The sequence below is a fragment of the Mesorhizobium muleiense genome (genome assembly GCF_900099905.1).
GTDB classification, from domain to species: domain Bacteria; phylum Pseudomonadota; class Alphaproteobacteria; order Rhizobiales; family Rhizobiaceae; genus Mesorhizobium; species Mesorhizobium muleiense.
Genome location: NZ_FNEE01000006.1, coordinates 291,314 through 306,467 on the forward strand (window position 1 = coordinate 291,314; position 15,154 = coordinate 306,467).

Sequence of the window (15,154 nt, forward strand, 5' to 3'; positions counted from 1 at the left end):
CCAGGCTGCCGGCGCATGCGCGCGGCAGCCTCTTTCTCATCTGTCGAATATCGCGTCGAGAGGCAAATGGGATTTGACGATCGGTGACTTCAGCACGACGAAGCTGAAATATTTGTCGATTCCGATATCCAGTTCGATCATGCGCTCCATGATCGTCTGGTACTCGCTGATGCCCGCTGTGACAAATTTCACAAGATAGTCGTAACCGCCTGAAACCAGGTGGCATTCGATAACAGAATCGACCTTCTGGATTGCGGTGAGAAATCTCGCGAAGTCGTTCTGCTGGTGGTGCTTGAGCGTGACTTCGGTGAAGATCGTCAGAGTCTGCCCGAGCTTGGACACATCGATCTGGGCGGAATAGCCGGTGATGAAGCCTTCCGTCTGAAGCTTCTTCACCCGCATCAGGCAAGGGCTCGGTGAAAGGTTCACCAGGTCGGCGAGCTCGACATTCGTGACCCGCCCGTTCTTCTGCAGTTGGGATAAGATCTTGATGTCGATCTTGTCGAGCTTCATTGGAAACCTGTCAAACGTTGGAACCGCGGATCGTCCGGCAGACGGCGTCCGTCACCGCCTGCGTGGTCGCTGTCCCTCCGACGTCCGGCGTCAGCACGCCCTCACTCGTCACCGATTCCACAGCGTTCATCAACCGGGCGGCCGCTGCGCTCTCGCCCAGATGTTCGAGCATCTGGGCAGCGGTCCAGAAGGTGGCGACCGGATTGGCAATACCCTTGCCGGCGATGTCGAATGCCGAGCCGTGAATTGGCTCGAACATCGAGGGATAGCGCCGCTCGGGATCAATGTTGGCGGTCGGTGCAACGCCGAGACTGCCCGCGAGCGCGCCCGCAAGGTCCGACAATATGTCGGCGTGAAGATTGGTGGCGACGATCGTATCAAGGCTCCGCGGTTTCAACGTCATACGCACTGTCATAGCATCGACCAGCATCTTGTCCCAGGCGACGTCCGGGAATTCCGGCGCCACCTCGGCTGCGATTTCGTCCCACATTACCATGCCGTGACGCTGCGCGTTGGATTTTGTAACGACTGTCAGGAGCTTTCGCGGCCGTGATTGCGCCAGCCGGAATGCATAGCTCATGATGCGGGTGACGCCGACGCGCGTGAAGATCGCGACCTCGGTTCCGACCTCCTCGGGGAGGCCGCGATGGGCTCGGCCGCCGTGGCCCGAATACTCGCCCTCGGAATTCTCCCGCACGATCACCCAATCCAGATCGCCAGGGCCAACGCCCGCCAGCGGCGAAACAATACCGGGCAATATCCTGGTCGGCCGCACGTTCGCGTATTGATCAAAGCCTTGGCAGATCGGCAGCCGGAGGCCCCAGAGCGTGATGTCGTCGGGCACATCGGGAGCGCCTACCGCGCCAAAGAAGATAGCGTCGAAGCGCTTCAGTTGCGCCACCCCATCTTCGGGCATCATCCGACCATGCGCCTTGTAGTAGTCTGAGCCCCAGTCGAAGTGCTGGACGCGCAGCTTGAAGTCGCCGCAGCGCCGCTGCAGCGCCTCAAGCGCCTGGAGACCGGCGGCAATGACCTCTGGGCCGATCCCGTCGGCAGGAATGGCGGCAATCTCATATTCGCGCATCGTCACTTTCCCTTCAGTGCTGGCCGCCTCGCGGCCTCGATCGCGTGTGCGACCTGATGTAGCTTGGCAAACGGTCTTCTCAGAATTCAGCGACCTTGCCCCACGCAGCTGTCTTCAGACGCTCCGGCCTATAGGGACGCGGATCGACGATCGGCTCGCTGCCGGTGATGATATCGGCGATCATATGTCCAGCGCCGGGGCCGATCCCGAAGCCGTGGCCGCTGAATCCCGCGGCGAGAAGAAAGCCCGGAATCCCCTCCACTTCACCAATTGCCGGGACGCCATCGGGCGTGCTGTCGACATAGCCCGCCCAAGCATGAGAAATCGCGACGCGCTGGAACTCGGGCAGCAATTCGCAGGCTCTTTGATAGGTCAGGCGAATCTGCCTCATGTCAGGTTTGGGGTCGAGAATCCGATTCCGTTCCATTGGTGTCACGTCGTCAACTGCCCATTTCATCAGGCTTTCATGACCTTGACGCCAGCCCTCGAACGCTCCCGGGGCCAGACTGCGCCAGCGGCGGGCGAACATCGGCACGAACTCGCGGCTGAACCTGAGCTGCTGCGGCGTTGGATCGACTCGCGCCCGCCCGCTGATCGCCAGCGCGTATCCGCCGTTGCTGCGCCGCGTCAGCGAGACGCGCGCGGTATGCAGGGCATCCGGCAGGCCTTCTGCTCCCGGCGCTACGGCTAGAATGGACTGCCGCACGGCAGCCTGCGGGAAACGGATACCGAGCTGGTTGCAGAAGGAAGAAGCCCACGCGCCTCCGGCCATGACCACGGTCGTTGTGCGGATGGTTCCGGCTTCTGTAACGACGCCGCTGACCCGGCCGGCACTCAGTTCCAGCCCGCGCGCGGCGCAATTCTGATGCACGGTGCCGCCGGCCGCCATGATGCCGCGCGCGGCAACCGGCACCGCCTTCGATGGATCCGCCGTTCCGTCAGTTGGCGAGAACACGCCGCCTTTCCATTTGCGGCCGGTCGCCTTGCCCCGTTCGGTGGCTTCTTGCGCGCTCAGCACATGCGTCGTGACGCCAACCGTCCTTGCGAAATCGCGCCACTTTGCCCAGCCTGCCAACTCGTTTTCGTCCTGCGAAAGATAGAGCAGGCCGCAGCGGCGAAAGCCGGTGTCCTCGCCGGTCTCCTGCGCCACTTTTTCCCAGAGATCGAGGCTCCTGGTTGCCATCGGCAACTCGCGTGCGTCGCGGTTCTGCTGACGGCACCAGCCCCAGTTGCGGCTGGACTGTTCGGCGGCAACGCGTCCCTTCTCCAGCAGGGCAACGCTGACGCCCCGTCGCGCCAGATAATAGGCCGTGAACACGCCTACCACGCCGCCGCCGATGACGACGACGTCCGCCTCGCGAGGCAGGGATGGGCTGGAGTCGATGTAAATGAGCGGCGCGGGCATGGATGGAACTCCGTAAATTTGAAGCATCCTAACCTGCGGCCCGCAGAGGCAGGCTGCGGAGTCCATGCCTGGGCGGAATTTCCTGCGGTTTGCAGCCCTTGGAACAGGCAATAGTTGCCGAAAAGCGTTCGCTGGCCCCAACCTCGCAGGGGCAAGCAGGAGTACACTTCATCCAGTCGCGTGATCTGCGGCATGGGCTTTTCGGGACGCGGCGCGCAGTGACGCAAGGCCTGTCGCGCACAAATTAGCGGACGAAGGACCTGGTTGTCTGATCCCGGTTTCTGCGCCGGCACCGGAGCAGAGTGAAATGCCGTACCTGACGTTCTTTTCAGAAGTTCCTGCCGCCCGAGGGCCAAATTTCGACGACTATGCGGAGACAGAACAGTCAAACTGGCTGAAAGAACGGAGCAACCCTTCCTTATAGGGGTAAGCTCCAGAGGACTTCCGATAGGCAGGGCTTACGCCTTCGGAGAGTTCTCCAACAAAAGGGAACAGTGTCCGGTCCACGGACCGAATTTCATCAAGGGAGCCGCCAGGATGAGCAGAATTCGTCTCTCGCAGCCTCAGCGCTCGAAGCGCCGGGATGACCAGACGACGGACGCTATGGTGAGGCGCTTCTGCTCAAAGCGCGATGATGTGGTCCGCAACAGCGTGGACCCGCTCGGTTCAAACGGGAGATGATCGCAATGGTCGCAACGATCCAGCCTGTAGCCCCCGCCGATGTGGCGCTTTCGGTGCGCGACCTCACGGTGAATTTGCCGAAAGGCATGGAACGGACTTATGCCGTCGAGAACATCTCCTTTGATCTGAAACGCGGCCAGATTCTGTGCGTCATTGGCGAGTCCGGATCCGGCAAGTCGGTCACCGCCAACGCCATCATGGGGCTACTGCCGAAGGTGATCCGCGTCTCCTCGGGCGCCATTCACCTCGATGGGATGAACATCGTAGGCATGCCGCAGGACAAGCTGCGCAGCCTGCGCGGCCGGGTGGTGTCGATGATCTTCCAGGACCCGCTGTCGGCGCTCAATCCGTTGATGACCGTGGGTGCACAGATCGACGAGGTCATGACGGCACATCGCGTCGGCACTTCGAAATCGCGTCGCGGCCGCGCTGTCGGGCTGCTGACCGAGGTGGGACTGCCGGACCCGGAACTCATGTATCACCAGTATCCGTTCCGCCTCTCCGGCGGGCAGCGGCAGCGGGTGATGATCGCCATGGCGCTGGCGCTCGAGCCGACGATCCTGATCGCGGATGAACCGACGACCGCGCTCGACGTGACCACCCAGGCGCAGATTCTGGAGCTGATCCGCGACATTCAGCGCCGCAAGGGAATGAGCGTCATGTTCATCACCCATGACTTCGGAGTGGTGGCCGAGATCGCAGACAGCGTCGTGGTGATGGAGAAGGGCCACATCGTCGAGCAGGGTAGTGCTCAACAGGTCCTGAAGTCGCCTGGCCATCCCTACACAAGGCGTCTTATCGCAGCCGTCCCGCACCTGACCGGTGAGGACCGCGTTCCTCTGGAGACGGCCGACAAAGCGCCGATCCTGAAGGTCGAAGGCCTGATGAAGACCTACCGTAGCGGCAGTTCCCTGTTCAGCGCACAGCGCGTCGTGCCCGCGGTCAACGAGGTCTCGTTCGATCTGGCGCCCGGGCGCACGCTGGGCGTTGTCGGCGAAAGCGGTTCCGGCAAATCGTCGCTTGGTCGGCTTTTGATCAAGCTGCTGGACAGCGACGGCGGCGGGATTCTGTTCGAGGGCCGCGACATAGCCAAGCTTTCCGAAGCCGAATTCCGCCCGCTGCGGCCGCGGGTCCAGATGATCTTCCAGGATCCGTTCGCCTCGCTCAACCCGCGCTCGACGATCGGCCACATCCTGACCGTTGGCCCAGTCGCGCACGGCACGCCCTATGCCCGGGCGCGTGAAGAGGCGAAAGCGCTCCTGGCCCATGTCGGCCTCGATGCCGGCGCCTTTGATCGCTTTCCACATGAATTTTCCGGTGGGCAGCGCCAGCGCATCGGCATCGCTCGGGCACTGATGTTCAAGCCGAAGCTGCTGATCGCCGATGAGGCGGTGTCGGCGCTGGACGTGTCGATCCAGGCCCAGATCCTGCAGCTGCTCGACCAGATCCAGCGGGAGACCGGCGTGTCGATGATCTTCATCACCCACGACCTGCGCGTCGCCAGCCAGATCTGCGACGAAATCGCCGTGATGCAGAAGGGGCGGATCGTGGAACGCGGTCCTCCCTCGCAAATCTTCCTCGACCCGCAATCAGCCTACACACGTGAGCTGGTGGCGGCGATTCCTGGAGAGCAGCCGGGATCTACCCGTCCGGTTGCAGCAAATGGGTAAGAGCCACGGCGGATACCGCCAGAACAAGGGGAATTCCAATGACTGAACACGCAAACACCAAATCAAACTACTCGCGACGCGATGCACTACGATTGATGGCGATAGGCGGGGCGGCTGGCCTCATTGCGCCCAATCTGTTGGGCAAACCCGCCTTCGCCCAGAACCCGCCAGCGAACCCAACCGGCCGCGTCGTCGTCGGTCTCTCGCAGGAGCCCACCAAATTCAATCCGTTGATGCCGCATATCGAGGTCGACGACGCTGTGCATTTCTCGCTTTTCGATGCGCTCTTCCGCATGGATCCCAAAGGCATTCTTCAGCCCAATCTTGCGGTCGAACTGCCAAGCCAGAAAAACGGCGGCATTTCAGAGGACGGTCTTAAGTGGCACATCCGCCTGCGTGACGATGTCCGCTGGCACGACGGCAAGCCCTTCACGGCCGAGGATGTGAAATTCACTCTTGAGCTCATCACCAATCCGAAATTCCAGGCGTGGCGCACGGCCGGCCATTCGCTGGTGCGCGATATCAAGGTGGTCTCGCCGACCGAGCTGACCTGGCGGATGGAGGAGGCTTTCGCCCCCTATTTGTCGTTTCTCGCCGAAACCTTCATGGTTCCCAAGCACATACTCGAAAAGGAGGCCGACCCCAACGCCGCCGCCTTCAATCAGGCGCCTGTCGGCACTGGCGCATTCAAGTGGGCGCAGCGCGTTGCCGGCGATCATATCGAACTCGTCGCGAACGCGGATTATGCCGGGGAGGGCCCCTATTTGGAGCGGCTCGTCTTCAAATACATCCCCGACATGACGGTGCTCTACACCCAGTTCAAGAGCGGCGACATCGATCTTGTCGACCAGGCATATATAACCGCCGACCACTACGCGGAAGCCAGCACACTATCGGATCGCGTGGTCAAGCTGGAGCCTGGAGCATCGGTCGAGTCGATCTATCTCAATCTTGAGAAGCCGCAATTCAAGGACCCGGCGGTCCGCCAGGCGCTCTACGCGGCAATCGACAGGAAAGCGATCCTCGAAGCACTTTATTACGGGGTCCACAAACCCACCGAGACGTTCATGCCGCAGAATTCCTACTACTACAATCCGAACCTGCCGGCACAGGAGTTCAACCTCGAGCGCGCGGGCCAGATCCTCGACGAGGCCGGCTGGGTACCCGGAGCCGATGGAATACGGGCGAAGGACGGGGTGCGCCTGTCGTTCGCCAACTCCACCACCTCCGGCAACCATTTGCGGGAGCAGACGCAGCAGTTCCTGCAGCAGACATTCGCCGAGATCGGCGTCGAGATGACCATCTCGAACCTGCCCGCCGCTGTCATGTGGGGCGATTTCTGGCTCAAATCGCAGTTCGAGTCAGCCATCTCCGGTGTAACCAATGTCATCGCCGGCGACCCCGATGTTTCCAACCGCCTGCACAGCAAGGCGATCGTCGCCAAGGGCGGAAAGGGCTCGAACACCGGCCAATACTCCAACCCGGAGGTCGATGCGCTGCTCGACAAGGGCGCCCGCACCTTCGATCGGGAAGCGCGGCGCGCCATCTATCTGCGTGTGCAGGAAATCGTCCGTCAGGATCTGCCGTTCCTGCCTCTGTTTGCCTCCACCAACGTGTTCGGCCGCAAGCAGGGGCTGGAGGGTTTCGAGGCAAATTCCAACACCCGCGTCGCATCCTGGCATGCCGCCGGATGGCATTGGAAGGCCTGACATCCATACGCCGCCGCCGCCTCGCGGCGGCGGCCAGTCATGGCCCCGTCTTAAAGATGGGCGCTGTCTTGAAAGAGGAGAGATGAATGCGCGGCTTCCTGCTCAACCGGCTCTCACAGAGCCTCATCCTGCTCCTGATCGTCTCGGTCATCGGGTTCCTCGTCCTGAACCTGCTGCCTGGCGGGCCGCTGGCGCAATTCGGGCTCGATCCCAGCATGACGCAGGACGATCTCGAGCGCCTGAAAGAGCAGTTGGGCCTGAACCGTCCGCTTTTGATCCAATATTTCGACTGGGCCTGGCGGCTTCTCCAGGGCGATTGGGGCCACTCCTTCCGCGACGGCGCGCCTGTGCTGGCAGTGATTGGCCGGCACGTCCCTGCGACGCTGCTGCTGATGGGGACGTCCACCGCCATTGCGATCGCCATCGGCACCTGGATCGGCATTCGTGGCGCCACGCACCGCTATTCGCTGTTCGACTATATGGCGACGGTCGGAGCCATGGTCGCGCTGTCGATCCCGACCTTCTGGTTCGGGCTCGTCGGCATCTACATCTTCTCCTTGCAGCTGGGCTGGCTGCCTGCAGGCAACATGTACACGATCGGCGACGGTTCGGTCCTGAACTACCTGCATCACCTGATCATGCCAAGCATCGTGCTGTCGCTGGTGCATGTCGCGATCTGGAGCCGCTACATGCGATCGGCGACGCTCGACGCCATCGGCCAGGATTTTGTCAAGACCGCCCGCGCCAAGGGCCTGAGCGAGCGCCGAGTCATCATGAAGCACGTCGTCGGCAATGCGCTTTTGCCGATGATCACACTGGCCGGGGTGCAGCTTCCCAGCATCCTGACCGGCGCGCTGGTGACGGAGACAGTGTTTACCTGGCCGGGGATGGGTCGACTGTTCCTGGACAGCCTAGGCTACAGCGACTACCCGGTCGTGATGGGACTGCTGATGTTCTCGGCCATTCTCGTCATTCTGGGCAACCTGATCGCAGATATTGCCGTGGCGATCGTCGACCCGCGTATTCGTCTGGGTTGAGCGCGCAACCTCACACCCAACAGGAGGCACCCGAAATGACCGCTCTCGCCGCAAATGCAGGACCAAGCCGCTGGTGGCGCAGCCGCACCGTGCGCCGTTTCACCAGCCATCATCTGGCGTTGCTGGGAGTCACGATGATCACCCTTCTGACGCTGGCATGCGTCTTCGGCCCGCATCTCCTGCCCTATGATTCCCTATACATCGATTTGCGCGCCCGCTTTGCACCGCCGCTGACGGGCGACCACTATCTTGGGACCGATCCTTTGGGGCGGGACGTGGCGGCGCGACTGTTCATGGCGGGGAGGACCTCACTGCTGGTGGCTTTCTTTGCCATGCTGCTGTCGACGATGATCGGAACGCTCGTCGGCGTGATCGCGGGCTACCGCGGCGGCTGGATCGGCGCAGCGCTGATGCGCACGGTCGATGGCTTCCTGTCATTCCCCTCCATATTCCTGCTGCTTGCCTTGGCCGCGGCACTGAAGCCGAGCCCGGCTATGGTCACCGTCATTGTCGCTGTCACCAGCTGGATGGAGGTCGCTCGAATTGTCGAGGCCGAAGTGCGGTCATTGCGCGAGCGCGAGTTTGTGCTGGCCGGGCGCATGCTGGGGCTTAGCGGCGCGCATATCATGTTTCGCGAGATCCTGCCCAACGCCATGGGCCCGATCATCGTGGCCGCTACTTTGACGGTTGCCCACGCGATCCTCCTGGAAGCCTATATCAGCTTCCTGGGGTATGGCATTCAGCCGCCGCTGCCGAGCTGGGGCAACATGCTCGAGGGCGCCCAGCAGTATCTGGACAGTGCGCCCTGGCTGGCGATCATTCCCGGCGCCGCCATCACCATCGCCGTGACAAGCTTCAATTTCATCGGCGACGGGTTGCGCGATGCGCTCGACGTGCGGGACGACCGTGTCTGACCTCGCCGGCATGGACCGACCCAGCCTCCTGAAACCGCAACGAGAAGTCCCTCACGTGCACGAGCCCAAAGTCGCCAACAAGAGCACACCCTACTGGTGGGAGGCGGCGCCCGTCATGCCGCTGCCGCCGCAGCCCCTGGCGAGGACAGTCGATGTGGCGATCGTCGGCGCCGGTTATGCCGGGCTTTCGGCCGGGCTTGCGCTGGCGCGCGAGGGGCGCTCGGTTGCAGCTTTTGATGCGATGAATCCGGGCGAGGGGGCCTCGTCGCGCAATGGCGGAATTACCAGCGGGAGCATCCGGCTGGACTACGCCACGATCACCCGGCGCTTCGGCGAAGAAAAAGCCATGGCGATCGAGGCCGAGGGCAAGGTCGCGCGCGAATTCCTTTACGATTTCATCAAGTCGGAAAAGCTCGACTGCGACTTTCAACTGGTTGGCCTGTTCAAGGGCGCCATCGGATATGAACAGTACGAGAAGATGGCCCGCGGCGCCGAGGCGTTGGCAAGGAAACTGGGGATCGAATCCTACGCTGTTCCATATGCAAAGCAGCGCGACTATGTCGGCACCGACTTCTATCGCGGCGGCATGGTCAGGATGGACATCGGCGGGCTGCACCCGGCCAAGTTCCACGCGGAGCTCCTGCGGGTGGCGCTCGCTTCGGGACTGGCGGTGCATTCGAACACGCCCGTGACCTCGATTGAAAGGGATAGCTCGGGGTTCCGCGTCGCCACTTCGGCCGGAACGGTGCAGGCGCGGCAGGTGCTGGTCTGCACAAATGGCTACACCGACGGCGCCAATCCCTTCCTGCGCCGCCGGCTGGTGCCGGTTCGCAGTCGGATCATTGCCACCGAGGAACTCGCGCCTGAGCTGATGGCGCGCCTGATGCCGAAGCGGATGATGATGGGTGAGGGCCGCGAGCTTGGCTTCTATTATCGCCCTTCGCCGGACGGCAGACGCATTCTGCTCGGCGGGCGCGACAGCTCGCGTGCAGGCGATCCGGCAGCCCCGACGCTGCGTTTGCGCAACGGGCTGGGCGAAATTTTCCCAGAACTGGAGAACGTTCGTCTTTCGCATAGCTGGTTCGGCAATGTGGCGATGCACCGTGACATGCTGCCCAGGATCTTCGAGAAGGACGGCGTGGTCTATGCCACCGGATTCTGCGGTTCGGGCGTGGTCTGGGCGCCATGGGTCGGCACACGTGCGGCTCACAAGCTGATGGGACACGGCGAGCAGGCGCGCACCGCGTTCGACTTTCGGCCGCCCGCGGCCGTCCCGTTCTATCGCGGCAATCCGTGGTTCATCCCGGCCGTTATCAAGGGCTACGCCCTGCAGGACCGTATCGCCTGGTGGCGCGCCAGCCGCTGAAGGCCGAACGGTTGGCGGTCACTCGACCCTTGCCGAACGATAGCGGCAACAAGGAACAGCATCACATGCACTACATCTCCACGCGCGGCCATCCCGAACGCAGGAAGTTTTGCGAGATTCTGCTTGAAGGCCTTGCCCCGGATGGCGGCCTCTATGTGCCTGAGGTCTACCCTCGGCTGGATGATGCCACGCTGGATCGGTGGCGGGGCTTGTCCTACCCGGTGCTCGCCTTTGAAATCCTGTCGCTCTACATCGACGATATTCCGCCCGCTGACCTGAAGGCCATCTGTGCAAAGACCTACAGGCCCGAGGTTTTTGGGACCGCCAGGATCGCGCCCGTGCGAACGCTTGAAAGCGGTCTCCATGTGGCGGAACTGTCGAACGGTCCCACCCTGGCGTTCAAGGACATGGCGATGCAGTTGCTCGGCAATTTGCTCGAGTATGAACTGGCGCGGCGGGGTGTGGAGCTGAATATCCTCGGGGCAACCAGTGGCGACACGGGCAGCGCGGCGGAATATGCCATGCGCGGCAAGAAGGGCATCCGCGTCTTCATGATGTCGCCCCACGGACGCATGAGCGCCTTCCAGCAAGCCCAGATGTTCAGCCTGCAGGACGACAACATTCATAACATTGCCATCGAAGGGGTGTTCGACGATTGCCAGGACATCGTGAAAGCCGTGTCCGGCGATGCTGACTTCAAGAGGCGCCACCGGATCGGCGCCGTCAATTCGATCAACTGGGCCCGGCTGGTCGCTCAGGTGGTGTATTACTTCTCTGCCTATTTTCAGGTGACGGAAGAGAATTCGTCAGAGGTCGACTTCGCCGTTCCCTCGGGCAATTTCGGCAACGTCTGCGCCGGTCATGTTGCGCGTATGATGGGACTTCCCATCTCCCGTCTCGTCATTGCGACCAATGAGAACGACGTGCTCGATGAGTTCTTCCGCACCGGTGTGTATCGCGTCCGGGGCCGGGCGGATACGTATGAAACCTCGAGCCCATCCATGGACATTTCCAAGGCCTCCAATCTCGAGCGTTTCGTGTTCGACCTGCTCGGTCGCGACGCCAGCCGGACGAGATCGCTGTTCGACGATCAACTGCGCGAAAGCGGGTCGTTCGATCTCAGCGGGGATCCGGCCTTCGGGAAGGCGGCGGACCATTTTGGTTTCCGCAGCGGGAAGAGCACCCACGCCGACCGGTTGCAGACGATCCGTGACACGTGGCACCGCTTCAACGCGGTGATCGATCCACACACTGCAGACGGCGTGAAGGTCGCGCGCGAGCATTCGGTTTCGGATGTGCCGATGATCGTGCTCGAGACGGCCCTGCCGGTCAAGTTTGCGGGGACCATCAGGGAGGCTTTGGGCCGCGAGCCGGATCGTCCACAAAGGTTCGATGGCATAGAGGATTTGCCGAGACGGTTCAAACTGCTTTCCGCCGATGCACAGACCGTGAAGACCTACATCGCTGAAACGCTGCAGGCTTGCTGAAAGGCTGCTTCCACGACCGGGACCTCTTTCGCCATGGCCGTATATACCGAGTTGTCACCTAACGAAGTCGCAACTTTCTTTCAGGCTCTGGGCCTGGGACAGCCGAACTCCGTTCGCGGCAGCGCGAGCGGAATTGAGAACACGAACTACTTTGTCGACACCGAGGCAGGCGAATATGTGCTGACCCTGTTCGAGCGGCTCACATTCGAGCAATTGCCCTTCTACCTTCACCTGATGAAGCACCTTGCGGCGCGGCGAATGCCGGTCCCGGATCCGGTTGCCAACGTCAGAGGCGAAATCCTTCACACACTAAAAGGCCGGCCTGCCGTGATCGTCAACAGGCTTCCTGGCGAGAGCGTGACGGCGTCGACAGAGTCGCATTGTCGCGCTGTCGGGGAGATCCTGGCGCGAATGCACGTGACCGGGAGCGATTACCCACGGCGGCAGGCCAATCCGCGCGGCCTCGAATGGTGGAACGAGGTGGTGCCGGTGGTCGGCCGCTGCGTATCTGAGGGACAGCGCTCGCTGCTCACGAGCGAACTGGCCTTTCAGAACCAGATCGCCGTGTCCTCCACCTACGAGGAACTCCCAAGCGGGCCGGTGCACGCTGATCTCTTTCGCGACAACGTGTTGTTTGAAGGTGGTCACCTGACCGGCGTCTTCGATTTCTACTTCGCCGGATGCGACACCTTTCTTTTCGATATAGCCGTGTGCCTCAATGACTGGTGCGTCGATAGTGGCACCGGCCGCCAAGACACTAAGCAAGTTGCCGCCTTTCTCGGCGCGTATGAGTCAGTTCGGGCGCTCACTGGACCCGAACGCCTATTGCTTCCTGCGATGCAGCGCGCTGGAGCATTTCGTTTTTGGTTATCGCGTCTCTGGGATCTGTACCAGCCCAGGGAAGCTGCGCTCCTCAAAGCACACGATCCAAGCCACTTCGAGCGCATGTTGCGCGTGCTCCGGGGAGAAATCGCATGAGCAAGACCGCGAAGATCACCAATGGAAATGGAAGCACGATGGCACCGACTCTCAAAGACCACGTTGGCGAGCTGCTTTCGCAGATCGAGACGGAGGGCCTGTACAAGCGCGAGCGAGTCATCACCTCGCCCCAGTCGTCCGAGATCGAGGTCGGCGGCCGCAAGCTGCTCAATTTCTGCGCCAACAATTATCTTGGCCTCGCAGATAGCGCCGACTTGCGCGATGCGGCCAAGCAGGCACTCGACCGATACGGCTACGGCATGGCGTCGGTGCGTTTCATCTGCGGCACACAGGAGGAGCACAAGCAGCTCGAGGCAAAGATATCGAGCTTCCTCGGCATGGAGGACACAATCCTCTACGGTTCCTGCTTCGATGCCAATGGCGGCCTGTTCGAGACGCTGCTTTCCGAGGAGGACGCGGTCATTTCCGACGCGCTGAACCACGCCTCGATCATCGACGGCGTCAGGCTCTCCAAAGCAAAACGCTTTCGCTATGCCAACAACGACATGGCGGCGCTCGAGGAGGAATTGAAGAAGGCCGAAGGCAGCCGCTTCAAGCTGATCGCCACCGACGGCGTTTTTTCCATGGACGGCATCATCGCCAATCTCCAGGGCGTCTGCGACCTCGCGGAAAAACACAATGCCATGGTGATGGTCGATGACAGCCACGCCGTCGGTTTCGTCGGCGAGCACGGCCGCGGCACGCCGGAATATTGCGGCGTCGAGGGCCGGGTCCATATTCTCACCGGCACGCTCGGCAAGGCACTGGGGGGTGCCTCGGGTGGCTACACGGCGGCGAGCAGGCCGGTGGTCGACTGGCTTCGCCAGCGCTCGCGGCCCTATCTATTTTCCAACACGCTGATGCCTGCGATCGCCGGGGCCTCGCTGAAGGTGCTGGATATGATCGAGCAGGGCGGCGGCTTGCGCCGCCGGCTCTACGACAACGCCTCGCGCTTCCGCGCCAACATGGAAAAAGCGGGCTTCACGCTGGCGGGAGCCGACCACCCGATCATTCCAGTGATGATCGGCGATGCCGCGCTGGCTTCGCAAATGGCCGACATGCTGCTTGAGCGCGGCATCTACGTGATCGGCTTTTCCTTCCCCGTCGTGCCCAAGGGCCAGGCCCGCATCAGGACGCAGATGTCGGCCGCCCATTCGACCGCCGATATCGACCGGGCGGTGGCTGCGTTCGCTGAGGTGGGCCGCGATCTTGGAGTGATTGGCTGATGTCCAACATGATGCGCGCACTCGTTAAATCTCGCGCCGAGCCGGGCATCTGGATGGAAGAAGTGCCGGTGCCGGAGATTGGCCCGAACGACGTTCTGATCAAGATCAAGAAGACCGCGATCTGCGGTACCGACGTCCACATCTACAATTGGGACCAGTGGGCGCAGAAGACCGTGCCGGTGCCGATGGTGACCGGCCACGAATTCGTCGGCACCGTCGCCGACTTCGGCGCGGCGGTCACCGAGTACAAGATCGGCCAGCGCGTTTCCGGCGAAGGCCACATCGTCTGCGGCCATTGCCGCAATTGCCGGGCGGGCAGGGGGCATCTGTGCCGCAACACGCTCGGCGTCGGCGTCAACCGGCCGGGCGCCTTCGGTGAATATCTGGCGATCCCGCAGCACAACGTCGTGCCGATCCCCGACGACGTGACCGACGAGATCGCCGCAATCTTCGATCCGCTGGGCAATGCGGTTCACACCGCACTGTCCTTTGATCTGGTCGGCGAGGACGTGCTGGTCACCGGCGCCGGGCCGATCGGCATCATGGCTGCGCTGGTGGCGCAGTGCGTCGGCGCGCGAAAGGTGGTCATCACCGACATCAACCCGGTGCGGCTGGCGCTGGCGAAAAAACTCGGCGTCCAGCATGTCGTCGACGCGTCGAAGGAAAAGCTGCGCGATGTCATGCCGGCGCTCGGCATGACCGAAGGTTTTGACGTCGGCCTCGAAATGTCGGGTGCGGCACCCGCCTTCCGCGACATGATCGACGCCATGAACAATGGCGGCAAGATCGCCATTCTGGGCATCGCGCCGACCGGCTTCGAGATCGACTGGAACAAGGTCATCTTCAAGATGCTGCATCTCAAGGGCATCTATGGCCGCGAGATGTTCGAGACCTGGTACAAGATGATCGCGCTGGTGCAGGGTCCGCTCGATGTCAGTGGCCTGATCACGCACCGCATCGGCGTGGACGACTTCCAGACCGGGTTCGAGGCGATGAAGAGCGGCAATTCCGGCAAGGTTGTCATGGATTGGTGAGATGTTGGCCGGGTGCCGTTCCGGAAGTGTTGGAGGGACAGCACCCCCCT

The 15,154-nt window shown here is 62.1% G+C and carries 12 protein-coding genes; 9 read left to right on the plus strand and 3 right to left on the minus strand.

The features are described from left to right. Window positions 1-36: 36 nt before the first annotated feature. The 3 genes from BLT09_RS14365 to BLT09_RS14375 all read right to left on the minus strand — a co-directional run bounded on the left by BLT09_RS14365 (window position 37) and on the right by BLT09_RS14375 (window position 3,002). On the minus strand, window positions 37-513 hold the full coding sequence (locus tag BLT09_RS14365) for an Lrp/AsnC family transcriptional regulator (RefSeq protein WP_023798454.1): 477 nt from the start codon (window positions 511-513) through the stop codon (window positions 37-39). Window positions 514-523: 10 nt separating this feature from the next. After that, complete coding sequence (locus tag BLT09_RS14370) at window positions 524-1,597, minus strand: tartrate dehydrogenase (RefSeq protein ID WP_091594067.1); 1,074 nt, start codon at window positions 1,595-1,597, stop codon at window positions 524-526. Between the two features lie 79 nt (window positions 1,598-1,676). Next, on the minus strand, window positions 1,677-3,002 hold the full coding sequence (locus BLT09_RS14375; RefSeq protein ID WP_091593967.1) for an NAD(P)/FAD-dependent oxidoreductase: 1,326 nt from the start codon (window positions 3,000-3,002) through the stop codon (window positions 1,677-1,679). Window positions 3,003-3,688: 686 nt separating this feature from the next. Here BLT09_RS14375 and BLT09_RS14380 point away from each other — a divergent pair. The 9 genes from BLT09_RS14380 to tdh all read left to right on the plus strand — a co-directional run bounded on the left by BLT09_RS14380 (window position 3,689) and on the right by tdh (window position 15,104). Next, window positions 3,689-5,353, plus strand: coding sequence for an ABC transporter ATP-binding protein (locus BLT09_RS14380; RefSeq protein ID WP_091594069.1), 1,665 nt, complete (start codon window positions 3,689-3,691; stop codon window positions 5,351-5,353). 38 nt (window positions 5,354-5,391) lie between these two features. Beyond that, entirely contained in the window at window positions 5,392-7,062 is a 1,671-nt protein-coding gene (locus BLT09_RS14385; RefSeq protein WP_091593970.1) for a peptide ABC transporter substrate-binding protein, read from the plus strand. An 86-nt stretch (window positions 7,063-7,148) separates the two neighbouring features. Beyond that, the gene (locus BLT09_RS14390; RefSeq protein ID WP_091593972.1) at window positions 7,149-8,099 is read left to right on the plus strand and encodes an ABC transporter permease; all 951 of its coding nucleotides are present in this window, start codon (window positions 7,149-7,151) and stop codon (window positions 8,097-8,099) included. Between the two features lie 35 nt (window positions 8,100-8,134). Continuing rightward, on the plus strand, window positions 8,135-9,013 hold the full coding sequence (locus tag BLT09_RS14395) for an ABC transporter permease (protein ID WP_091593974.1): 879 nt from the start codon (window positions 8,135-8,137) through the stop codon (window positions 9,011-9,013). 115 nt (window positions 9,014-9,128) lie between these two features. Next, entirely contained in the window at window positions 9,129-10,379 is a 1,251-nt protein-coding gene (locus BLT09_RS14400; RefSeq protein ID WP_413468416.1) for an NAD(P)/FAD-dependent oxidoreductase, read from the plus strand. After that, window positions 10,361-11,866 carry a threonine synthase gene (gene thrC, locus BLT09_RS14405; protein ID WP_236473528.1) on the plus strand — a complete coding sequence of 502 codons (1,506 nt, stop codon included), beginning with the start codon at window positions 10,361-10,363 and terminating at the stop codon, window positions 11,864-11,866. Before BLT09_RS14400 ends, thrC begins: the two co-directional genes overlap by 19 nt. A 33-nt stretch (window positions 11,867-11,899) precedes the next feature. Then, entirely contained in the window at window positions 11,900-12,844 is a 945-nt protein-coding gene (locus BLT09_RS14410; protein WP_091593978.1) for a homoserine kinase, read from the plus strand. Window positions 12,845-12,882: 38 nt separating this feature from the next. After that, window positions 12,883-14,070 (plus strand): glycine C-acetyltransferase, encoded by a 1,188-nt coding sequence (locus BLT09_RS14415; RefSeq protein ID WP_091594074.1) that lies wholly within the window; start codon window positions 12,883-12,885, stop codon window positions 14,068-14,070. Further along, the gene (gene tdh / locus BLT09_RS14420) at window positions 14,070-15,104 is read left to right on the plus strand and encodes an L-threonine 3-dehydrogenase (protein WP_091593980.1); all 1,035 of its coding nucleotides are present in this window, start codon (window positions 14,070-14,072) and stop codon (window positions 15,102-15,104) included. Before BLT09_RS14415 ends, tdh begins: the two co-directional genes overlap by 1 nt. Window positions 15,105-15,154: the final 50 nt, after the last annotated feature.

Coding starts and splice junctions, on each gene's coding strand:
- BLT09_RS14365 (WP_023798454.1), bottom strand. CDS start 513: ATGAAGCTCGACAAGATCGACATCAAGATCTTATCCCAACTGCAGAAG.
- BLT09_RS14370 (WP_091594067.1), bottom strand. CDS start 1,597: ATGCGCGAATATGAGATTGCCGCCATTCCTGCCGACGGGATCGGCCCA.
- BLT09_RS14375 (WP_091593967.1), bottom strand. CDS start 3,002: ATGCCCGCGCCGCTCATTTACATCGACTCCAGCCCATCCCTGCCTCGC.
- BLT09_RS14380 (WP_091594069.1), top strand. CDS start 3,689: ATGGTCGCAACGATCCAGCCTGTAGCCCCCGCCGATGTGGCGCTTTCG.
- BLT09_RS14385 (WP_091593970.1), top strand. CDS start 5,392: ATGACTGAACACGCAAACACCAAATCAAACTACTCGCGACGCGATGCA.
- BLT09_RS14390 (WP_091593972.1), top strand. CDS start 7,149: ATGCGCGGCTTCCTGCTCAACCGGCTCTCACAGAGCCTCATCCTGCTC.
- BLT09_RS14395 (WP_091593974.1), top strand. CDS start 8,135: ATGACCGCTCTCGCCGCAAATGCAGGACCAAGCCGCTGGTGGCGCAGC.
- BLT09_RS14400 (WP_413468416.1), top strand. CDS start 9,129: ATGCCGCTGCCGCCGCAGCCCCTGGCGAGGACAGTCGATGTGGCGATC.
- BLT09_RS14410 (WP_091593978.1), top strand. CDS start 11,900: ATGGCCGTATATACCGAGTTGTCACCTAACGAAGTCGCAACTTTCTTT.
- BLT09_RS14415 (WP_091594074.1), top strand. CDS start 12,883: ATGGCACCGACTCTCAAAGACCACGTTGGCGAGCTGCTTTCGCAGATC.
- tdh (WP_091593980.1), top strand. CDS start 14,070: ATGTCCAACATGATGCGCGCACTCGTTAAATCTCGCGCCGAGCCGGGC.